21 protein-coding genes are annotated in these 21121 nt (G+C 66.4%); 3 read left to right on the top strand and 18 right to left on the bottom strand.

The annotated features are described in order from the left end of the window. Window positions 1-21: 21 nt before the first annotated feature. Genes OOZ63_RS02715 through tsaB form a run of 3 tightly spaced genes read right to left on the bottom strand, consistent with a single transcriptional unit; the run spans window position 22 to window position 2038 of the window. Window positions 22-852 (bottom strand): uracil-DNA glycosylase, encoded by an 831-nt coding sequence (locus OOZ63_RS02715; protein ID WP_266003736.1) that lies wholly within the window; start codon window positions 850-852, stop codon window positions 22-24. Continuing rightward, window positions 849-1322 carry a ribosomal protein S18-alanine N-acetyltransferase gene (rimI, locus tag OOZ63_RS02710; RefSeq protein ID WP_416234685.1) on the bottom strand — a complete coding sequence of 158 codons (474 nt, stop codon included), beginning with the start codon at window positions 1320-1322 and terminating at the stop codon, window positions 849-851. The genes OOZ63_RS02715 and rimI overlap by 4 nt, the downstream gene beginning before the upstream one ends. Before the next feature lie 14 nt (window positions 1323-1336). Further along, the gene (gene tsaB / locus OOZ63_RS02705; RefSeq protein WP_266003735.1) at window positions 1337-2038 is read right to left on the bottom strand and encodes a tRNA (adenosine(37)-N6)-threonylcarbamoyltransferase complex dimerization subunit type 1 TsaB; all 702 of its coding nucleotides are present in this window, start codon (window positions 2036-2038) and stop codon (window positions 1337-1339) included. Window positions 2039-2070: 32 nt separating this feature from the next. Here tsaB and dacB point away from each other — a divergent pair, with 32 nt between their 5' ends. Continuing rightward, window positions 2071-3498 carry a D-alanyl-D-alanine carboxypeptidase/D-alanyl-D-alanine-endopeptidase gene (gene dacB / locus OOZ63_RS02700; RefSeq protein ID WP_266003734.1) on the top strand — a complete coding sequence of 476 codons (1428 nt, stop codon included), beginning with the start codon at window positions 2071-2073 and terminating at the stop codon, window positions 3496-3498. Here dacB and OOZ63_RS02695 read toward each other — a convergent pair whose 3' ends face one another. From OOZ63_RS02695 to purE, 4 genes are read right to left on the bottom strand one after another with little or no spacing between them, the layout of a single operon-like run. Further along, entirely contained in the window at window positions 3499-4464 is a 966-nt protein-coding gene (locus OOZ63_RS02695) for an SGNH/GDSL hydrolase family protein (protein WP_266003733.1), read from the bottom strand. A gap of 39 nt (window positions 4465-4503) precedes the next feature. Further along, window positions 4504-5484: an L-threonylcarbamoyladenylate synthase gene (locus OOZ63_RS02690; RefSeq protein ID WP_266003798.1), complete on the bottom strand. Its 981-nt coding sequence runs from the start codon at window positions 5482-5484 to the stop codon at window positions 4504-4506. 5 nt (window positions 5485-5489) lie between these two features. Next, a complete protein-coding gene (locus OOZ63_RS02685; RefSeq protein ID WP_266003732.1) occupies window positions 5490-6653 on the bottom strand; it encodes a 5-(carboxyamino)imidazole ribonucleotide synthase in 1164 nt (387 codons plus the stop codon). Continuing rightward, window positions 6653-7153 (bottom strand): 5-(carboxyamino)imidazole ribonucleotide mutase, encoded by a 501-nt coding sequence (purE, locus tag OOZ63_RS02680; RefSeq protein WP_266003797.1) that lies wholly within the window; start codon window positions 7151-7153, stop codon window positions 6653-6655. The genes OOZ63_RS02685 and purE overlap by 1 nt, the downstream gene beginning before the upstream one ends. 92 nt (window positions 7154-7245) lie before the next feature. Between purE and OOZ63_RS02675 the strand changes: the two genes are divergently transcribed. Further along, entirely contained in the window at window positions 7246-8199 is a 954-nt protein-coding gene (locus tag OOZ63_RS02675; RefSeq protein WP_266003731.1) for a tetratricopeptide repeat protein, read from the top strand. Here OOZ63_RS02675 and OOZ63_RS02670 read toward each other — a convergent pair. The 3 genes from OOZ63_RS02670 to fba all read right to left on the bottom strand — a co-directional run bounded on the left by OOZ63_RS02670 (window position 8196) and on the right by fba (window position 11367). Beyond that, window positions 8196-9302 carry a hypothetical protein gene (locus OOZ63_RS02670; protein WP_266003730.1) on the bottom strand — a complete coding sequence of 369 codons (1107 nt, stop codon included), beginning with the start codon at window positions 9300-9302 and terminating at the stop codon, window positions 8196-8198. The two genes, OOZ63_RS02675 and OOZ63_RS02670, sit on opposite strands and share 4 nt — an antisense overlap. A gap of 10 nt (window positions 9303-9312) precedes the next feature. Beyond that, window positions 9313-10212 carry a phosphoribosylaminoimidazolesuccinocarboxamide synthase gene (locus OOZ63_RS02665; protein WP_266003729.1) on the bottom strand — a complete coding sequence of 300 codons (900 nt, stop codon included), beginning with the start codon at window positions 10210-10212 and terminating at the stop codon, window positions 9313-9315. Window positions 10213-10302: 90 nt separating this feature from the next. Continuing rightward, the gene (gene fba, locus OOZ63_RS02660) at window positions 10303-11367 is read right to left on the bottom strand and encodes a class II fructose-bisphosphate aldolase (RefSeq protein WP_266003728.1); all 1065 of its coding nucleotides are present in this window, start codon (window positions 11365-11367) and stop codon (window positions 10303-10305) included. A gap of 242 nt (window positions 11368-11609) precedes the next feature. On the opposite strand from fba, the gene OOZ63_RS02655 reads away from it, so the two are divergent. Beyond that, complete coding sequence (locus OOZ63_RS02655) at window positions 11610-12629, top strand: STAS-like domain-containing protein (protein WP_266003727.1); 1020 nt, start codon at window positions 11610-11612, stop codon at window positions 12627-12629. Here the strand turns inward: OOZ63_RS02655 and pyk are convergent, their stop codons facing one another. The 8 genes from pyk to htpX all read right to left on the bottom strand — a co-directional run bounded on the left by pyk (window position 12630) and on the right by htpX (window position 21093). After that, a complete protein-coding gene (pyk, locus tag OOZ63_RS02650; protein WP_266003725.1) occupies window positions 12630-14060 on the bottom strand; it encodes a pyruvate kinase in 1431 nt (476 codons plus the stop codon). It abuts the gene before it with no gap. 82 nt (window positions 14061-14142) lie between these two features. Next, a complete protein-coding gene (locus tag OOZ63_RS02645; protein WP_266003724.1) occupies window positions 14143-16440 on the bottom strand; it encodes an NADP-dependent malic enzyme in 2298 nt (765 codons plus the stop codon). A 131-nt stretch (window positions 16441-16571) separates the two neighbouring features. Then, on the bottom strand, window positions 16572-17765 hold the full coding sequence (locus OOZ63_RS02640; protein WP_266003723.1) for a phosphoglycerate kinase: 1194 nt from the start codon (window positions 17763-17765) through the stop codon (window positions 16572-16574). Between the two features lie 81 nt (window positions 17766-17846). After that, on the bottom strand, window positions 17847-18176 hold the full coding sequence (locus tag OOZ63_RS02635) for an AzlD domain-containing protein (protein WP_266003722.1): 330 nt from the start codon (window positions 18174-18176) through the stop codon (window positions 17847-17849). Beyond that, entirely contained in the window at window positions 18173-18913 is a 741-nt protein-coding gene (locus tag OOZ63_RS02630; RefSeq protein WP_266003721.1) for an AzlC family ABC transporter permease, read from the bottom strand. The genes OOZ63_RS02635 and OOZ63_RS02630 overlap by 4 nt, the downstream gene beginning before the upstream one ends. Before the next feature lie 54 nt (window positions 18914-18967). Next, window positions 18968-19720, bottom strand: a complete 753-nt coding sequence (locus tag OOZ63_RS02625; RefSeq protein ID WP_266003720.1) for a head GIN domain-containing protein — start codon at window positions 19718-19720, stop codon at window positions 18968-18970. Window positions 19721-19827: 107 nt separating this feature from the next. Beyond that, window positions 19828-20169 carry a hypothetical protein gene (locus OOZ63_RS02620; RefSeq protein WP_416234677.1) on the bottom strand — a complete coding sequence of 114 codons (342 nt, stop codon included), beginning with the start codon at window positions 20167-20169 and terminating at the stop codon, window positions 19828-19830. Between the two features lie 78 nt (window positions 20170-20247). Then, window positions 20248-21093 carry a zinc metalloprotease HtpX gene (gene htpX / locus OOZ63_RS02615; protein WP_266003718.1) on the bottom strand — a complete coding sequence of 282 codons (846 nt, stop codon included), beginning with the start codon at window positions 21091-21093 and terminating at the stop codon, window positions 20248-20250. Between the last annotated feature and the right edge of the window lie 28 nt (window positions 21094-21121).

The following is a 21121-nucleotide window of genomic DNA, read 5'->3' as shown; positions in this document are numbered from 1 at the left end:
CCTTGTTTTATAACCCAGGGGTCAGGTCTTGCGCTGAAGAACGTCCATGGCCAGACACAAATCTTCCCAGGCCCTGGCCTTGTCAACCAGATTACGCAGCAGATAGGCCGGGTGGTACGTGACGATCAGCGGCACGCCCTGGTACTCGTGCACCCGCCCACGCAGCCGGCCGATCGGCTCCGCGCTGCGCAGCAACGACTGCACGGCAAAGCGTCCCATCGCCAGGATGATGCGCGGCTGCACCAGCGCAATCTGACGGTTCAGATAGGGCTCACACTGCGCCAGTTCCTCGGGCTCGGGATTGCGGTTGCGCGGCGGTCGGCACTTCAAGGTGTTGGCGATAAAGACCTGCTTTTCGGGCGGCCCGTCGGCGCGCGTAAGGCCGATGGCGCGCAACATGCTGTCCAGCAGCTTGCCGGCCTGGCCGACAAAGGGCTCGCCCTGCAGGTCCTCCTGCTCGCCTGGCGCTTCGCCGACCACCATCCAGTGCGCGCGTTCGTGGCCGACGCCGAAGACCGTGTGCTTGCGTCCTTCGCAAAGTCCGCAGGCGCGGCAGCCGGCCACGGCCTCGCGCAGCTGCGTCCAATCCATGGCGGCCACCGCGCCCGCCGCCGCTGCCGGCACCCGAGGCGGCTCGGCCGCTCGAGGCTGCGCAGGCACCAAGATTTGCGGCAAAACACTGGCGACACGGACCGGAGCCGGCGCCGGCTCCGGCGCCGAAGCTGGCGCTTCGACCTTGGCCAGCAGCGGCGGCTCGGTCGCCAACGGCTCGTGGTCGGGGGCTGGCAGCGCCGTCCAGACGCGCAGCCCCATGGCCTCCAGCATCGCCTGCTGACGTTCGCTCCAGCTCATGCCGCGCTCTCCGCCAGCCGCAAGCTCATCAGCACAGCGTCCTCACGCCGGCCTTCGGCGGCCGGGTAGTAAGCGCGGCGCAGACCGACCTCCGCGAAACCGTAACGGGCATAGACACGCCGCGCCCGCTCGTTGCCCTGCCGCACCTCCAGCCAGATCTGCTCGCAGCCGTGCGCGCGAGCCAGCGTTTGCAAGGCGTCCAGCATCAGGCGGGCCAGGCCCTGGCCCTGGCACTCGGGCAACACGGTGATATTGAGCAAATGCAGCTCAGCAACCCCCTGCATCGCAAGGAAATAGCCCAGCAGGGTGCCGTCGGCAGAACGCAGCACCTGGGCCAGATAGCAGGCCGACAGCGAGTCAATGAAATTACCGCGCGACCAGGGGAACTCATAGGCACGTTGCTCTATGGCCAACACCGCCTCGACATCGCCGGCCTGCATCGCATGCAAGCAGCAGCTCACCGGGCGCATGACTTCACCCCGCATCATGATGCGGCACGAGCAGCTAGGCGCTCCTCGGTGGTTTGCGCCACCTTGTCACGCACATAGACCGGCATCGCCTCGGCAGGGTCCAGCAGCGGCCCCTGGGCCCATGCCTGCTCGGCCAGCGCCGGCAGCGCCTGCGCACGCGAGCGGCTCTGCGGCCACTCTTGCGCGGCCAGGCCCTGCAACTCGGGAAAGACCGCGATCGCACTGCCGCACAGGGTCGCCGGCGGCTCGCGCCACTGGGCCAGCAGCGCAGCCGGGCTGTAGAGCGCCGGCGCGCTCTCGACGCGCCAATGTCGGCCATCGTGCGCGTAGGCACCCGCATAGATCTCGCCCATGCGGGCGTCCATCGCGACCCAGACCCGGTCCAGCGTGCCGCCGGCTTGCTGGCGGGCGTCCTCGGCCACCAGCATCAGGCTGTCCAGCGAAAGCACCGGCTTGGACGCGCCGAACGCCAGGCCTTGTGCCACCGCGCAAGCGGTGCGCAGGCCGGTAAAGGCGCCCGGGCCGCTGCCAAAAGCGATCGCATCGACGTCGGCCAGGCGAAGGCCGGCTCCGGTCAGCAGAGCCATCAGCTCGGGCACCAGGCGCGCCGAGGCCTGGGCACCACCGGCACACTCGAAGTACCAGGATCCTTGCGGGCCGGACAGGGCCAGCGCCATACTTTCGGTCGAACTATCCAGGGCCAGCAACACAGTCATGCGGCAAGTGTAGCCGTGCGATCATCGGCGCCATGCGAGCCCTGCCCCTTGTTCTGAGCCTTGTTGCGGGGCTGGCCAGCCATGGGTTTGCCACGGCACAGCCGGTGCCGTTGCCGGCCGGTGTCAGCCAGATACTGCGCCAGGCTCAGTTGCCGCCCGAGGCCCTGGCCATTTGGATCCAGGAGCTCGGTACCGCCACGCCACGCCTGGCCTGGCAGGCCGATCAGGCGATGAACCCAGCCTCGCTGATGAAGCTGAGCACCACGCTGGCGGCACTCGAAATCCTCGGGCCGGCCTGGACCTGGCAGACCCCGGTCTGGCTGCATGGCCGGCTGCGGCCAGAGACCGGGGTGCTGGAAGGCGATCTGGTGATTAAGGGCGTCGGCGACCCCAAGCTGGTGCGCGAGCGGCTGTGGCTGCTGTTGCAGCGGGTGCGGGCCCAGGGTGTGCGCGAGATCCACGGTCATATTCTGCTGGACAACAGCGGCTTCGCACCTAGCCCGGTTACACCGGCCGATTTTGACGGCGAGCCCTGGCGGCCTGGCAATGTGCAGCCCGAGGCCCTGCTGCTGAACTACAAGAGCCAGACTCTGAGCTTTCGTCCCGATCCGGCGCGCGGCCTGGCCTGGATCGCCAGTGATGTGCCGCTGCCCGCGCCCGCCAGCGTGCCGCTGCAAAAGGACGGGGCCTGCGGCGACTGGCGCGGCGCGTTGCGTCTGCAATGGCAGGCCGGGCAGCCGCTGAGCTTTGCCGGCAGCTACCCTGCCAGTTGCGGCGAGCAGTCGTGGCCGTTGGCCGATGCCGATCCGGCCGGCTACAACGCCCGACTGATCGCTGCTATGTGGCGCGAGATGGGTGGCGGCTTGCTCGGCGAGGTTAGAGCCGGTGTGGCCCCCGCCACGCCACCGAACTTCAGCTTTGCATCCCCGCCGCTGGCCGAGGTGGTGCGCGACATCAACAAGTACAGCGCCAATCTGATGAGCGAGATGCTATGGCTGAGCCTGGCCGGTGCCGGCGCCACGCCGGCGGCAGCGCAGGAGCGGTTGCGCCTGTGGCTGGCGGCCAAGATCGGGGAGTCGGCCTTTGTGCTGGAGAACGGATCAGGCCTGTCGCGTGAGCAGCGCCTGAGCGCCCGACAACTGGGGCGGCTGCTGCAACTGGCCCATGCGAGCCCGGTGATGCCGGAGTTCATGGCCTCGCTGCCCGTGGCCGGTGCCGACGGCACGCTGACGCGCGGCGGGGCCACCCGCTTCGGTACCGCCGCCGGCCGCGCGCACCTGAAGACCGGCTCGCTGCGCGATGTGGTGGCGCTGGGCGGCTATGTGCTGGCCGACTCGGGCCGGCGCTATGTGCTTGTGGCCCTGATCAACCACCCGCGCGCGTCTGCAGCGCGCGGCGCACTCGACGCCTTGCTCCAGTGGACGGTGCAGGACCTTGCTCGCAGCGCCGCTAAACCCTGATCAGAAGGGGTTATTGACCGCGCGGCTCACCGCCAGCGAGCCCAGGCGGGACTGGCCAGCCGGGCTCATCAAGGTGCTGGTGGCCCACAGCCAGGTGTCGCCATTGGCATTGGTGACCAGGGTCTTGCTGGTGCACTCGGGCGCCAGCGCGGTGGCCAGGCAGGCCGCCTCGGTCACATTGGCAAAGCCATAGCTGGTGTTGAAACGGACGATGCGCTCCACCTCTTCGTTGATCAGCACCAGGCCGATCAGGCGACCGTCATCGATCAGCGTAATGCGCATCTGGGTGTTGAACTCGGTCGTCAGCTCGCTGAGCAGCTTGGCGCGGTCGGTATCAGGCTTGTTGGCCCGCTCGGTCAGAGCAAACGGCGTGGTGCCCATGTCCGGCAGGGTCGCGACGATGACTCGGCCGTCGGCATTGGCGATGCGGTTGACCTGCCTGGCCAGTTCACGCCCGCGCTCGCGTGCCTGGGCCTTCAGCGTGTCAGCGCCCTGCTGCGGGTATTGGCGATACAGCTCAAGCACATCGTTGGCGCCGGCCATCACTGCCACCAGATCCTTGCTGTTGAAGCCACCGCTGCTAAAGAAGGTATCGAGCTGCGCCTTCAGGCCGGCCACGGTCGCGCCGGGCTGAGCATAGATCTTACCGGCCGGCGTTGTCTGATTGGTCGGGTTGCACTCAGCGAACACCAGGCCGAAAGCCGAAGCCAAGGACTGGATCCAGATCGGGTTGTTGGCGCACTGCAGCGCGCTAGTGGTGGCATCCACTGCGTTGATCGTGTACTTCTTACCTTCAGCCGTGATCACGCTGGCCTCATCGCCAAATGCCATGATGCGCTTGGGTGCAAAGGGCTCAATTTGCCCACCGCCACCGCCGCAACCGGCCACCAGAGCTGCGGCCACCAGGGCTGCGGCGGCCAACAGCGTGCGGCCTGCGGGGCCTGCACCTTGCTTCAACATCTTCATGAACACTCCAGGTCTAGCTAACTTACTTGTTTTCTTCACTCAGGACGCAAATGCCGCCGCCGCACGCGATAACCGGTCGCGCACACCGTCCCATTCGACATCGCGGGGCGGCAGCTCGATCCAGATCTCGCCGGCGCCAGCATCGTCCAGCTCCCGCAGCACGGCGAAAAGCTGCTGAGCCGCCGCCGCCGCATCGCCTGGCATGGACCGCCATAGCGGGCCGAGCACCGGGCTCAGCGTGCGCGAATATACCGCCAGCCCCGCCGGCCATTGTTGCTGGCCTAGCCGCTGGGCCAGGGTCGGGGCGTCAAGCAGACGCACCACAGCGCTCGGCGCATAGTGAGCCGCCAGCGTGCCCGAGGCGCGCGGCGCCTGGGCATCGGGCGTGCGCAAGGGTTCACCGGCCACCGCCTCGATCTGGCCCGGCGTCAGCACGCCGGGGCGCAGCAGCACTGGGTGGGCACGGCTGCAGTCGACGATGCTGGACTCGATGCCCACCGCGCAATCACCGCCGTCCAGCACCCACACCCGTCCCTCGAACTCGCTCTCGACATGGGCGGCGCGGGTCGGGCTGACACGGCCGAAGCGGTTCGCGCTGGGGGCAGCCACGCCGTGCACGCCGAGGGCCTTGGCCTCTGCCAGCAGCGCCCGGGCCACCGGGTGCGCCGGGCAGCGCAGGCCGATGCTGTCCTGGCCGCCGGCAGCCGCCGCACCGACACCGGGTGCCCGCGGCAGGATCAAGGTCAGCGGGCCGGGCCAGAAGGCCGCCATCAGGCGCTGCGCCACCGGCGGCAGCGCGGCCGCGAAATCCACCGCATCGGCTGCGTCCAACACATGGACGATCAGAGGGTGGTCGCTGGGCCGGCCCTTGGCGGCAAAGATCTTGGCCACCGCCGCATCGTCATCGGCTCGCGCCCCCAGGCCATAGACCGTTTCTGTCGGCAAGGCTAGCAGCTCGCCCTCGGCCAAATGGTGGGCGGCGCGGGCGATGTCGGTGGGGTCGGTGCCGTTCAGCAGCATTGCGCTCACCAGTCGGCCGGTAGGCCCAGCATCACAGCGGCCTGACGGGCATGGTTGCGGGCGAGTTCGGGCGTGGCCGCGGTGATATTCAAATGGCCCATCTTGCGGCCGGGTCTGGCGCTGGCCTTGCCATACAGATGCAGATGAGTGCCGGGGATGGCCAGCAAGGCGGCCCAGTCGGGCGCGCGCTCCTTGCCGTCAGGCAGGAACCACAGATCGCCCAGCAGATTCAGCATAACGGTCGGCGAATGCAGGCGCGGCGTGTTCAGCGGCAAGCCGGCCAAGGCGCGAGCCTGCAGCTCGAACTGCGAGACATCGCAGGCATTCATCGTGTAGTGGCCCGAGTTGTGCGGGCGCGGCGCCATCTCGTTGACAACGAGTGCCCCGTCCTGCAGCACAAAGAACTCGATGCACAGCACGCCCACATAGGCCATGGCCTCGGCGATACGCGCCGCTGCGCTGGCGGCCTGGAGCTGCAGCGCCGCGCTGGCGGTCGGGGCCGGCACCTCAGTAACGGCCAGAATGCCCTCGCGGTGCAGGTTCTGCTGCACCGGGAAGTGCACGGTCTGGCCTCGGGCATTGCGGGCCACCACAACCGACAGCTCCTGCGCCAGCGGCAGCATCTGCTCGAGCACGCAGGGCACACGCTTGAGCTCATCCCATGCGGCGAGCAGCTCGGCGCGGTTCTTGACGCGGATCTGGCCCTTGCCGTCATAGCCCATGCGGGCGGTCTTGACGATGCCGGGCAGCAGACTGTCCGCCACTGCCGCCAGATCGGCCTCGCTTCGCAGTAGCGCATAGGGCGCGCAGGCTACCCCGCTGGCCTTGAAATGGGCTTTCTCGTCGGCACGGTCCTGGCAGATCGCCACGCAAGCTGCGGCCGGCGCGACAAAGCGCGTACGCGCCAGCCGCTGCAAGGCGGCCGCAGGCACGTTCTCGAATTCGGTGGTGATCGCGTCGCAGACCTCGGCCAGCCGCGCCAAGCCGGCCTCGTCCAGGTAGTCGGCGTGGATGTGCTCATGGGCAACCGCCCCGGCCGGGCTGTCGACATCGGGGTCTAGCACCACGGTGCGGTAGCCCAGGCTTTGCGCCGCATGGACGAACATACGGCCGAGCTGGCCGCCGCCCATCACTCCGAGCGTCGCGCCGGGTTGCAAGATCTCGGCCATCAGACAAGGTCCTTCGTCATGCCGCGCGCATGCTCGGTCTGGCGCAGGCGATAGGCCTGCAACTGCTCGCGCAGGTCCGCCCGCTCGGCCGCCAGCATTGCGATCGCGAAAAGGGCAGCATTACCGGCGCCAGCGGTGCCGATCGCAAAGGTCGCAACCGGAATGCCCTTGGGCATTTGGACGATAGAGTGCAGCGAATCGACGCCCTGCAGATGACGGCTGGCCACCGGCACGCCCAGCACCGGAACGATGGTCTTGGCCGCCAGCATGCCCGGCAGATGGGCGGCACCGCCGGCGCCGGCAATGATCGCGCGCAGGCCGCGGGCTTGAGCGGCCTCGGCATAGACAAACATATCGTCGGGCATCCGGTGGGCGGACACCACCTGCGCCTCGAAAGGAACACCGAACTCGGCGAGAATGTCGGCAGCGTGTTTCATGGTCTCCCAGTCGCTGCTGGAGCCCATCACCACGCCGACCAGGGGGGAGGCGCTGACTGGCATGTTCGGCACGGCTCGCTCCATAGGCTGGAAAACCTTGAATTGTAGGCGGCTGCCGCCACCTGCTCCCGAACAAGCCCGCGCCGCTAGAGACCATGACCGACATCACCATACAGAATTTCGAAACCGAACTGCTGCAGGCCTCGATGCAGCAGCCCGTGCTGCTGGACATCTGGGCCCCCTGGTGCGGACCCTGCAAGAGCCTGGGTCCGGTGCTGGAAAAGCTCGAGATCGCCTACGCCGGGCGATTCAAGCTGGCCAAGCTCAACAGCGACGAGCAGCCTGAGATCTCCAGCCAGCTGAGCCAGGCCTTCGGCGTGCGCTCGATCCCGTTTTGCGTGATGTTCGTCGGCGGTCAGCCGGTCGACGGCTTTGTCGGCGCCATACCCGAGGCGCAGATCCGCGAGTTCCTCGACAAACATGTGCCCAGCGGCCAGATGCTGGAAGCCGAGGCTGACTTGGCAGAGGCAGAGGAGTTGCTGGCCGAAGGTGATCTCGAGTCGGCGCTCACGAAGCTGCAGCAGGCGGTCGAAACCGATCCGGCCAACGAGACCGCACGCTACGACTACATCAAGGCCCTGCTGGAGCTGGGCCTGCTGCAAGACGCCAAGGCCGCGTTCGCTCCGGTGGCCGCCCAGGCCGCCGACACCATCACCCCGCATGCCCGCTTTGCTGCACTGGGCCATTGGCTGGCAGCGATAGAGCAGACGACCGGTTCTGATGTCGCGACCCTGCAGTCGGCGATTGCCGCCAACAAGCGCGATTTCGAGGCCCGCTACGCGCTGGCCCGAACCCATCTGGCCGGCCAGCGCTTCACCGAGGCGATGGACGAGCTGCTGGAGATCATCATGCGCGACAAGGCCTGGAACGGTGAGGCCGCGCGCAAGAGCTATGTCGCCATCCTGGAGCTGCTGACCAAGCCGGCGCCCAAGGCCCAGCCCGGCGCCGAGGCCAAGGGCACGCTTGAGCTGTCCGGCAAGGCAGTTGTGCCGCCCAGCGACCCGCTACTGGATCAGTACCGCCGCAAGCTCAGCATGGCCTTGTTCTAACCAGGTCGGGACAGCCCGGCGACTTCGAGCGCCCGGGCCCAGGCCTGCTGCTGGGCGGCGAACTCGACCCACTCGGCCGCAGCACTGGCGGCATGGCGCTTGGCGGCCGCAGCGTCACCAAGCAGGCCGTAGATCTGGGCTAGCCGGCTGTGGGTGGCGGCCCGGTCGTCGACGTCGCAGGCCGGATCCAGCTCGATCTCGGCCTCGCGCGCCTGCTGCAGGGCATGCTCGCGCTGACCCAGATTGCAACGGCACCAGGCCAGATCGGCCAGCAGGCTGCTGCCCAGCCGCGTCAGCCCCTTGGACATTGCCTGCGGCAGATGCTGCTCGTACAGCGCCTGCGCCTGGGCGAAATCGCCCTGTACCGTCAGCACCTGGGCACGCAGCACCGGCGTCAGTTCGGCCATCGCCGAGCCGCCGACAGCCGCGTCGTAGTGCTTGATCGAATCGGCCCCCAGCAGCAACTCGGGCACCGGCCGGCTCGGATGGGCCAGGCTCGCGCGCCGAACATGGGCGGTGCGCATCTCGGCCATGTTGTACATCAGGGCCGACTGGCTGGCGTCGTCACCCTCAGCCAAGGCATGTTGGCGCGCCTGGCCGTACCAGGCCTGGGCGGCCTCGGGCTGATTGGCGAAGTGATGGGCCAGACCCAGAGCGATGGCCGCGCGCACGCGCGCCGCATGGTGATCGGGCTCTGCAAGTTGCAGGCAGGCCTGGGCATGGCCGACCACGGCATCGATGTCGTGCCGCACATAGGCCAGATGGCACAGCCAGGCTGCGGCCAGCGCCTCGACCTCCTTGAGCTCGGCCAGCTTGGCGATCGCCTGGGCGCGCTGAATCTTCTCCCGCGCCGCGCTACCAAAGTCGGTGAAGTAGCTCATCAGCCCTTCGGCGAAATGCAGCCAGGCACCCAGCTGCGAATTCGGATGCTGAAACGAGAGCTGATGCAGGGCCGTCAACTCCTCCCGGGCCTCGGCCAGCTGGCCATGGCGGGCCAGCAGCACGGCGCGTTGGGCGCGAAGGCCGGCAGACTGCAACTGGCCGGAGGCGGTGGCGATCTGGGCATCTAGCCGTCTGAGCAGGCGGGATTTGGCGGGAATCATGGCAGGGGGCTCAGCGCGTCAGGCGTTCCAGCGCCTCGCGGTACTTGGCGGCGGTCTTGGCGATCACCTCCGCCGGCAAGGCCGGCGCTGGCGCGGTCTTGCCCCAGGGCTTGCCGTCCACCTGGGCCTGCTCCAGCCAGTCGCGCACGAACTGCTTGTCATAACTGGGCGGGTTGATGCCCACGGCATAGCTCTCGATCGGCCAGTAGCGCGAAGAGTCGGGCGTCAGCACCTCGTCCATCAGCGTCAGCGTGCCATCGGTATCCAGGCCGAACTCGAACTTCGTGTCGGCAATGATGATGCCCTTGGTGAGGGCATAGTCTGCAGCGCGTTGGTAGAGCGCAATCGAGACGTCGCGCACCCGCGTGGCCAGGTCGAGGCCGATGATCTCGACCATCTTGTCGAAGGAAATGTTCTCGTCGTGATCACCCATCTCTGCCTTGGTGGCCGGCGTGAAGATCGGTGCGGGCAGCTTGGAGGCGTTCTGTAGTCCGGCCGGCAGCACGACGCCGCAAACCTGGCCATTCTTCTGATACTCGGCCCAGCCGCTGCCGGCCAGGTAGCCACGCACCACCGCCTCGACCGGCAGCGGCTTCAGGCGCTTGACCAGCATGGCGCGATCCTGGACCTGGGCTTTTTCAGCCGCGCTGCTGACCGCAGACAGCGGGTCCTCGCCGGTCAGGTGGTTGGGCACGATGCCGTCCAGCTTGTCGAACCAGAACAGCGCCATTTGCGTCAGCAGCGCGCCTTTGCCCGGGATCGGCTCGCCCATGATGACGTCGAAGGCCGACAGCCGGTCGCTGGCGATCATCAGGATGCGGTCTGCGCCGACCGCATAGTTCTCGCGCACCTTGCCACGGGCGATCAGGGGAAGCGAAGTCAGCGAGGATTCGAGCAGGGCAGCGGTCATGATGGGGAGTTTCCTGAGCAAGGGCCGGATTTTAGGACGTTAAAAAGCCCGCCGAGGCGGGCTTCGCACGGGCGTGGCGCTGACCCCGGTTTACTGGACGACCTGGTTCAGCTCGCCACGCGAGTAGGCGCCAGCGATGTCGACCAGGCTGCGCGGCTTGATCTTGCCGGCCTGACCCTCGCCGCCGAACTCCAGATAACGCGCCTTGCAGACCAGCTTAGCGGCCTCACGGGCGGGCTTGAGCCACTCTCGGGCATCGAACTTCTCGGGGTTTTCGGCCAGGAACTTGCGAACCGCGCCGGTCATCGCCAGACGGATGTCGGTGTCGATATTGATCTTGCGCACGCCGTGCTTGATGGCTTCCTGAATTTCCTCGACCGGCACGCCGAAGGTCTCCTTCATCTTGCCGCCGTACTGGTTGATGATGGCCAGCAGCTCCTGCGGCACGCTGGACGAGCCGTGCATCACCAGATGGGTGTTTGGAATGCGCTTGTGGATTTCTTTGACCCGGCCGATGGCCAAGATGTCGCCGGTGGGCTTGCGCGAGAATTTATAGGCGCCGTGGCTGGTGCCGATGGCGATGGCCAGCGCGTCCAGCTGGGTGGCCTTGACGAAGACAGCGGCCTCCTCGGGGTCGGTCAGCATCTGGCTGTGGTCCAGCTTGCCCTCGGCGCCGATGCCATCTTCCTCGCCGGCTTCGCCGGTTTCCAGATTGCCCAGGCAACCCAGCTCGCCCTCGACGGTAACACCGACCTTGTGCGACATCTCGACGACCTTACGGGTCACCTCCATGTTGTACTCGAACGAGGCGGGAGTCTTTCCGTCCTCCATCAGCGAGCCGTCCATCATCACCGAGCCAAAGCCCAGATTGATCGCGCCCTCGCAGACCTTTGGACTGGTGCCGTGGTCCTGGTGCATCACCAGCGGGATGTGAGGGTAAGCCTCGACGGCAGCCTGGATCAGGTGCTTGATGAAGGCCTCGCCGGCGTACTTGCGGGCGCCTGCCGAAGCCTGAAGGATGACGGGCGCGCCGACCTCGTCGGCAGCCGCCATCACGGCCTGAACCTGCTCAAGGTTGTTGACGTTGAAGGCCGGGATGCCGTAGCCGTGTTCGGCGGCATGGTCCAGCAACTGACGCATGGAGACGAGAGCCATGAGGAATATCCTCGCTAAAGTTGAAGAATTCTTGCAGGCGCGGCCCAAGGTAACCCCGCCGTAACTGCGACTGATTCTAACGGCGCCCTATCGCCAAGACATCCATGCCCCCTGGATACGGGTCGGTACAAGCGCGCTTGCGGCTAAACAGGCCTGCCGCTAGGCTCAGCGCGATGTTTTCGGGCCCTTTTCGCCGCGTACTGCGCGGGGTGTCCGGGGCACACTCGGGTGGGAGCCCTGCCATGACACGCCTAGCCATTGACCACCTGACCCTCTGGATCAGCGCCGCAGCGCGCGAGCACTCGCATGACCTGGCCGCGCACGTGGAGGAGCGCACCGGCGCCAGCCGCCGCGCCGTGCAGGCGGCGCTGCGCCGCCTGGTCGAAGCCCATTGGCTCACGCGCAGCGGCACGAGCCGCCGCCCGGTCTTTGCCCCCGGCCTGCTACGCCAGGTGGCGCGCAGCTACACGCTGCACGGCCTGCAGGAGGACTTGCCGTGGCAGCGCGACTTTGCACCCAATTTTGATCTGCCGCCCCATGTGGCCCGGATGATCCAGCATGGCTTCACCGAGCTGGTCAACAACGCGGCTGACCACAGCGGCGGCTCCAGTGTCACCGTCTCGCTGCGCCAGACCCCCAGCCATGTGCAGCTGCTGGTCTCGGACGACGGCTGCGGCGTGTTCGACAAGATCTGTTCCGCTTTTGATATTGCCGATGCCCAGCACGCGATGCTGGAACTCAGCAAGGGGCGGCTGACCAGCCAGCCGGAGATGCACACCGGTCGCGGCCTATTCTTCAGCTCCCAGCTGGCCGATGTGTTCGACATCCATGCCAACAACACCGCCTTCCAGCGCCGCGCCTGGGAGTCAACCGGCTGGCAGCGTGGCCGCCCGCTGCCGCGCCAGGGCAGCTCGATCTATATGGCGATCGCGCTGGACACCAAGCGCACGCTCGATCAAGTATTGGAAGCCTGGAGCACGGCGGGCGATGGCATCGAGTTCGACCAGACGACGATTGCCTTGAGGCTCTTGGCCGGCCCGGGCCAGCCGCTTGATTCACGCGCGCAAGCGCGGCGCGTTGCCGCCCGGCTACCGATGTTCAAGCGCGCCGAGATCAGCTTCGATGGCGTAGCCGATGTCGGCCATGGCTTCGCCGACGAGCTGTTCCGCGTGTTCGCGCGGGCGCACAAGGAAGTGGAACTGCTGCCTACCCATATGACACCGCGCATCGCGGCCCTGGTCAAGAGCGCGCAGAACAGCTGATCAGCCCACCCTGCAGACCTTCAGCATATTGGTGCCGCCCGGATAGCCCATCGGCTCGCCGCAGGTGATCGCATAGGTGTCGCCGGGCATCAGCGCACCCTGTTCCACCAGCAGGCGCTCGGCCGCCGCCAGTGCAGCGTCGCGGTCATCGAAGCGCGGCATCAGGAGCGGCCGCACATTGCGATACAGGCACATCTTGCTCTGGCTGAGCTCTTGTGTGGTCAGCGCGAAAATCGGCACCTGGATGCGGTGACGGCTCATCCACAGCGCGGTCGAACCGGATTCGGTCAGCGCGACAATCGCCTTGCAGCCCAGGTGGTAGGCGGTGAACAGAGCGCCCATCGCGATGCTCTGGTCGATGCGACCGAACTGGCGGCCGGCGAAATCGGTGTCCAAGCTGACAAACTCGGCGCGCTCGGCTTCCAGCGCGATTGCGGCCATCTGCTCTATGGTCTCGACCGGGTATTTGCCAGCGGCCGTTTCGGCACTCAGCATCACCGCATCGGTGCCGTCCAGCACCGCGTTGGCGACGTCGGACACCTCAGCGCGGGTCGGCACCGGGTTGACGATCATCGACTCCATCATCTGCGTCGCGGTGATCGCCACCTTGTCGAGCTCGCGAGCCATTTTGATCATGCGCTTTTGCAGCGCAGGCACGGCCGCATTGCCAACCTCGACCGCCAGATCGCCGCGCGCCACCATGATGCCGTCGCTGGCCTTCAGGATGGCTTCCAGATGCGGGATCGCCTCGGAGCGCTCAATTTTGGCGATCAGGCCCGGCTTGTGTCGATAGGGCTCGCCGGCCACATTGCAGAGCTGGCGTGCCATCTCCATATCGGTGGCGTTCTTCGGGAAGCTGACTGCCACATACTCGGCCTGGAAGCTCATTGCCGTCTTGATGTCTTCCATGTCCTTGCCGGTCAGCGCCGGCGCCGTTAGGCCGCCGCCCTGCTTGTTGATGCCCTTGTTATTGGACAACTCGCCGCCGACCTTGACGATGGTGTGCACCGCCGCGCCCTTGACGGCCTCGACGGTCAGTACCAGCAGGCCGTCGTTGAGCAAGAGGGTGTCGCCCGGTTTCACGTCGCGCGGCAGCTCCTTGTAGTCCAGGCCCACGGCCTGCTCGTTGCCGAGCTCGACGCGGTCGGCATCGAGAATGAAGGGCGTGCCGTTGATCAGCTCGATCTTGCCGTGCTCGAATTTGCCCACGCGGATCTTCGGGCCCTGCAGATCGGCCATGATGGCGACCTGCTTGCCGGCCGCTCGGGCCGCTTGGCGCACCAGGTGGGCGCGGTCGATATGGTCCTGCGCCTTTCCGTGCGAGAAGTTCAACCGCACGACATCGACGCCTGCCCGAATCATGCGCTCCAGCACTTCGGGCGACGAGGAGGCAGGCCCCAGGGTGGCGACGATCTTGGTGGCACGGGTCATGATGAAGCGGTCTCGCTGGAATTTAGTTACGGGCGAGCGATTATGGGCCGCATCAGGACGCCGGCAATGGTTTCACGCGGTTTCATCCCTTTGACGCGAGCACATCCGCAACAGCCAGCGCCGTCATGTTGACGATGCGTCGCACCGTGGCCGAGGGCGTCAGGATGTGCACCGGCGCTGCCGTCCCCAAGAGGATGGGCCCGACCGTGACGCCCTGGCCGGCACTGATCTTCAGCACATTGAAGAGGATGTTGGCTGCGTCCAGCGTCGGCAACACCAGCAAATTGGCTGAGCCCTTGAGCTTGCTATCGGGCAGGAAGGTCTGACGCACAGCCTCGCTGAGCGCCGCATCGCCGTGCATCTCGCCGTCGCTCTCGATCTCCGGATGGGCGGCCGCGAACAGCTCGTGCGCACGCCGCATCTTGACGGCCGAGGGCCTCTTGCTGGAGCCGAACATCGAGTGTGAGACAAAGGCCAGCTTGGGCGGCAGGCCAAAGCGCTGCACCTCCTCGGCCGCCATGGCGGCGATCTCGGCCAGCTGTTCTGCATCGGGGCTGTCGTTGACGAAGGTGTCGGTGATGAACAGGGTCTGCTTCTCCAGCATCACCGCGTTCATCGTCGCAAAGCTGCGTGCCCCGGGCTTCAGGCCGATCAGCTCGTAGACATGCTCCAGATGGCTGTCGAAACGGCCCACCATGCCGCAGATCATCGCGTCGGCATCGCCCAGCTTGATGGCCAGCGCGCCGATGGTGGTGTTGGAGCGCCGCACCGCCGCCTTGGCCGCCTCGGGCGTGAAGCCGCGCCGGCCCATGATCTGGTGATAGGCCTCCCAGTACTGGCGAAAGCGCGCGTCGTTCTCCGGGTCGATCACCGCGACATCGCCACCCAGCTGCAAGCGCAGGCCGGCGCGCTGGATGCGCATTGCGATCACTTCGGGGCGGCCGATCAGGGTCGGCTTGACCAGGCCCTCGTCCAGCGCCACCTGCACCGCGCGCAGCACCCGCTCGTCCTCGCCCTCGGCGTAGATCACCCGCGCGGGATTGGCTTTGGCCGCCGCAAACACCGGCCGCATGAACATGCCGGTCTGGTAGACAAAACGCGACAGCTCCTGGCGGTAGGCGTCCAGATCCTTGATCGGCCGGGTCGCAACCCCAGAGGCTTCTGCCGCCCGCGCCACCGCAGGCGCGATGCGCAGGATCAGCCGGGCATCGAAGGGCTTGGGAATCAGGTAGTCGGGGCCGAAGGCCAGTTCCTCGCCGGCGTAGGCGGCCGCCACCTCGTCGCTGGTCTCCGCCTTGGCCAGCTCCGCGATCTCGCGCACGCAGGCCAGTTTCATTTCCTCGGTGATCTTGGTTGCGCCGCAGTCCAGCGCGCCGCGGAAAATATACGGGAAGCACAGGACGTTATTGACCTGGTTCGGATAGTCCGAACGGCCGGTGGCGATGATGCAGTCTGGTCGCACGGCCTTGGCCAGCTCGGGCCGGATCTCGGGCTCGGGATTGGCCAGGGCCAGGATGATCGGTCGCTCGGCCATGGTCTTGACCATCTCGGCCGTCAGCACGCCCGGGGCCGAGCAGCCAAGAAAGACATCGGCGCCGGCCACCACATCGGCCAGGGTCTTGGCCTCGGTCTGCTGGCAGTAGCGCTGCTTGCTCTCGTCAAGCTTGTCACCACGTCCTTCGCGGATCACGCCCTTGGAGTCGACGACGAAGATGTTCTGGCGAGCCACGCCCAGGCCGACCATCACATCCAGGCAGGCGATCGCCGCCGCGCCCGCACCGGAGGTCACCAGCTTGACCTTGGCGATGTCCTTGCCCACCAGCTCAAGGCCGTTGAGCAGGGCCGCCGCGCTGATGATGGCCGTGCCGTGCTGGTCGTCGTGGAAGACCGGGATGTTCATGCGCTCGCGCAGCTTCCTCTCGATGTAGAAGCACTCCGGCGCCTTGATGTCTTCCAGATTGATACCGCCCAGGGTCGGCTCCATCGCCGCGATGATCTCGACCAGCTTATCCGGGTCGCGCTCGGCCAGTTCGATGTCGAACACATCGATGCCGGCGAACTTCTTGAAGAGGCAGCCCTTGCCCTCCATCACCGGCTTGGCCGCCAGCGGGCCGATATCACCCAGGCCCAGCACCGCCGTGCCATTGGTGATCACGCCGACCAGATTGCCGCGCGAGGTGTACTCGGCCGCCAGGGTCGGGTCTTGCTCGATGTCTAGGCAGGGATAGGCGACGCCGGGCGAGTAGGCCAGCGACAAATCGCGCTGATTCGACAGGGCCTTGGTGGGCGTGACCGAGATCTTGCCGCGAGTCGGGCTGCGGTGGTACTCGAGCGCAGCTTCGCGCAAGGCGGCTTCAGCCGGCGACAGGGTTTTGCTCATCCAGGTCTCCTCTTGTGGGGCCGGTGAGATTACTCCTGTTCGCCGCGCATGCCGATGCCGAGTGTTTTAACTGGCATGCAAAGATGGCAATGAGGCCACAATGAAGAAAGGGGCCGAAGCCCCTGTTCATATCAAGCTGCTGCGCGCTTGGCCAAGATCTCGAGGGCCGGCAGGGTCTTACCCTCCAGCACCTCCAGGAAGGCCCCGCCGCCTGTGGAGATATAACCCACGTCCTTGTCGATGCCGTATTTGGCGATCGCGGCCAGCGTGTCGCCACCTCCGGCGATGCTGAAGGCGCTGGACTCGGCGATCGCGCGGGCGATGGCCTCGGTGCCGCCGGCAAAGGCGTCGAACTCAAACACGCCGACCGGACCGTTCCAGACGATGGTGCCGGCCGCCTTCAGCTGAGTGGCCAGGATGGCTGCAGTCTTCGGGCCGATGTCCAGGATCAGGTCGTCGTCGGCCACCTCGCTGGCGGCCTTGACGGTGGCCTGGGCATCGGCGGCAAACCGCTTGGCCGTCACCACGTCGACCGGGATTGGCACGGCAGCACCGCGCGCGCTCATCGCATCGATCACGGCCTTGGCCTCGCCGATCAGGTCGGGCTCGGCCAGCGACTTGCCGATCTTCAGTCCGGCCGCCAGCATGAAGGTGTTGGCGATGCCGCCGCCGACAATCAGGCCGTCGACCTTGTCGGACAGCGCCTTCAGGATGGTCAGCTTGGTCGAGACCTTGGAGCCGGCGACGATGGCGACCAGCGGGCGCTTGGGTTCGGCCAGGGCCTTGCTGATCGCATCGATCTCGGCCGCCAGCAGCGGGCCGGCGCAGGCGATGGGTGCGAACTGAGCGATGCCGTAGGTTGTGCCCTCGGCGCGGTGAGCGGTACCGAAGGCGTCGTTGACATAGATATCGCAGAGCTTGGCCATCTTCCTGGCCAGCTCTTCGTTGTTCTTCTTCTCGCCCTTGTTGACGCGGCAGTTTTCCAACAGCACCAACTGGCCAGGCGCGACCGTGACGCCGTCGACCCAGTCGGCGACGACAGCGATCTCGCGGCCCATCAGCTCGCCCATGCGTTTGGCGATCGGCGCCAGCGAGTCTTCGGGCTTGAACTCGCCCTCAGTGGGGCGACCCAGATGCGAGGTCACCATCACCGCAGCGCCGGCCTTCAGTGCCAACTCGATGCAAGGGATGGACGCGCGGATGCGTGTGTCCTCGGTGATGTTGCCGGCATCGTCCTGCGGCACATTGAGGTCGGCACGGATGAAGACGCGCTGGCCGGACAGCTTGCCAGCGGCGACCAGATCGGAGAAGCGCAAAACGTTCATGGGAATCAAAGGCTCAAGTTGGAAGACCGTGGCGTCGTGCGCCCTGCCCTCTAGCTTACCAAGGGCACGACAACAGGCCGGTTACCAACCGAGGCCGATGCGCAGCGCAAGCATCACGGACGTGCCGCTGATGATGGTGCCGAGGATGCCGCCCTTCCAGAAGAAATAGGCGGTGCCGACTGCGGTGGCATAGAGCCTTGCATCTTTCCAGGTCGAGATCAGCTCGCCTTGGCTCATCACAATCTCCGGCACGATGACGGCCGCTAGCGCGGCCAGCGGCGCATAGCGCAGGCCCTGCTTGAGCCAGTCCGGCAGCGGCAACTCATTCTTCGGAATCAGGAAGAAGGCGCGCGTCAGCAAGGTGATGGCCCCCATGCCCAAGATGGCCAGCGTGGTCTCCCACCAGTTCATGCTTGCTTCCCCCCTCGTGCCCCTTCGGGCAGCCATTTCTCCATCATCAGGCCCACAGCCACCGCCACGGCGATCGCCACGATGATGTTCAGGCGCAATGGCAGGGCATAGGCTGCCACGGCCGCGCAGCCGGCCACTGCGGCGGTGACCCAGGTGTTGCGGTCCTTCAGCAGCGAGTAGGACAGGCCCAGCAGAGCCAGCACGCCGGCAAAACCCAGGCCCCACTCGGTCGGCACATGGTTGGCCAAGAGAATGCCGGCGATCGACGGAATCTGCCAAGCGCACCAGTTCAGCGCCACCCCGCCCCAGAAATACGGCTCCTGCTCGGGCGCAGGCTTGCCGTCGGGAAAGCGCTTGAGGAAGGCGACATAGTTCAAGTCGGCGGCGAAGTAGGCGATCTTCATTCGCCGGGCGCGCGGCAGATGGCCAAAATACATGCGCCACTGGGTGCTGAAGATCACAAAGCGCAGATTGACGCAGAAGGCCGTCGCCCACAGCACCCACAGCGGTGCACCGGCCGCGATCAGCGGCAGTGCGGCCAGCTGCGAGCTGCCGGCGAACACCACCAGACTCATCAGCAAGGCCATCCAGACCGACAGCCCGCTCTTGACCATGGCCACACCGGTCACCAGGCCCCAGGCCGAGATGCCCAGCGTAATACCCATCATCTCACGCGCTCCGCGGCGAAACTCGGGGTCGCGCGTCAGCGCCAGATAGTTCAATACAACAGCCCGCATGGGCCGATTGTCGGCGCAAGGCGGGCGGCATGGCGCCGCCCTGTGCGTTTAGCGTCAGTTGCCCAGGCGCTTGATCGAGCCGCTACCGGCCACCGAGCTGCTAATTTCGGGCGAGCCCACATAGCGCACATCGCCGGAGCCGGCGATGCTGACCTTGAGCTGCTTGTTGGCCTGAACACGGGCATCGCCCGAGCCGGCGATGCTGACCTTGACCTCATCGGCCATCAGCTCGATGGTCTTGACGTCGCCGCTGCCGGCCACCGAGATCTTCAGACCATTGACGCGCCCCTTGGCTTCGATATTGCCCGAACCCGAGACCGAGAAGACAGCCTGTTCGCTGATCAGCTGGGCGAAGCTAACGTCGCCCGATCCACCGATGCTGACGTCCAGCTGCGGCGTCTTCATGGACTCCACCAGCACATCCCCTGAACCGCCAATCGTGACCCTCTTGAGCACCACCATGTCCACCACCAACAGGATGGGTCGGTCGCTGGACAGCTGGTAACCCTTCTTGGCGCGCACCTCCAGAGTGCTGCCATTGAGCTCGGTCTCGATGAGGGGCAGCAGGTTGCGATCGGCCTTGAGTTCCACGGCATCCTCGCCGGCCTGGCGCACTCGCAGCTTGAAGTTGCCGCTCAGCGCGATGGCGTCGAAGCTGCCCGGCTTGCGCGTCTCGCTGGCCAGATCCCCAGAGCCCTTGACGCGCTCCCCGCCAAAAGGCCAGCTCCAGGCCTGGGTCGCCCCAGTGGCGCTCAGCCCGGCCAGGGCCAGCGCGGCAATGGCAGTACGGCGGCCGTAGGTATTCATAGCAGGATCTCCTCGGTTTTGATTGCAGTGCCGCAATCATGGCTCAGCGCAGCACGCTGCCCCAGCGCGACGCGACCAACTGCAATTCAAAACCCGCGAGCTGCGGCTCAGCGCGATGCTGCGGGGCGGCTCGCCTCGCGAGACGCACCCTTGGGCTCGGTCTCGACATCGCCGTCATCGGCTGGCTTGGTCGCGCCGGGGCGGGGCACGACCGGCGCTACGCCCTCGAGCTTGTTCTCCCGCATGTACTCGTCCATCTCGCGCCAGCCGGCAAACACCGCCGCCTTCTGCGCCCTGGGATTGAGTAAGTAGCAATCCTCGATCGCCCGCATCGCATGGCGGCAGGCGCTGCCGATGGCCTTGCCCTCGGCCTCCTTGTTGGCGGCGGCCTTGGCCGGGTCTTCGATGCCCAATTGCTCGCAGCCAGCCAGCAACAGGGAGGCTAGCAATACGGGATAGAGGGAAAATAAGGCCTTCATCGCCCCATTATCGGCCCCTGGGGCCAGGTCTTGAGCCGCTGCCCGCGCTCAGCGCCGGGCCATCTCCAGCAAGCGGGCGACCCGCTCCTCGGTGGCCGGATGGGTGCTGAACAAACCCTTGATACCGCCAGCGGACAGCGGGTTCATGATCATCATCTGGGCAGTCTCGGGGTGGCGCTCGGCCGCTTCCATCGGGATGCCCTTGGCATAGCGCTGAATCTTCTCCAGCGCCGAGGCAAGGGCCTGCGGATCGCCGGAGATCTCAGCGCCGCCACGGTCGGCCTCGAACTCGCGAGCCCGGCTGATGGCCATCTGGATCAGGCTGGCGGCGATGGGCGCCAGAATCATCACCAGGATGCTGACGATGGGGTTGGCCGGCCGGCCTTCGCTGTCGCGCCCGCCGAAGAACATCGCAAAATTGGCCAGCATCGAGATCGCGCCGGCCATCGTCGCGCTGACCGTGCTGATCAGGATGTCGCGGTGCTTCACATGGGCCAGCTCGTGCGCCATCACGCCGCGCAGCTCACGCTCGCTGAGCACGCGCATGATGCCGGTCGTCGCGGCAACGGCAGCATTCTCCGGGTTGCGCCCGGTTGCAAATGCGTTCGGCGCATCCTCGCGGATGATGTAAACCTTGGGCATGGGCAGCTGGGCCTTGGCGGCAAGCTCGCGCACCATGGCGTAAAACTGCGGCGCCGAGGTCTCGTCGACCTGCTGCGCGTTGTACATCTTCAGCACCATCTTGTCCGAGAACCAGTAGCTGAAGAAATTCATTGCCACGGCCACGGCCAGGGCCAGCAACATGCCGCTCTGTCCACCCAGCATGGCGCCGATAGCCATGAACAGGGCGGTGATGGCGGCCATCAAAATGGCGGTCTTCATCAGATTGAACATGTCGTCTAGCTCCTTTGTGGTCCGCAGA

This window comes from Paucibacter sp. PLA-PC-4 (genome assembly GCF_026241155.1).
Taxonomy (GTDB): domain Bacteria; phylum Pseudomonadota; class Gammaproteobacteria; order Burkholderiales; family Burkholderiaceae_C; genus Roseateles_E.
This window is presented reverse-complemented; position numbering and strand designations above follow the sequence as displayed.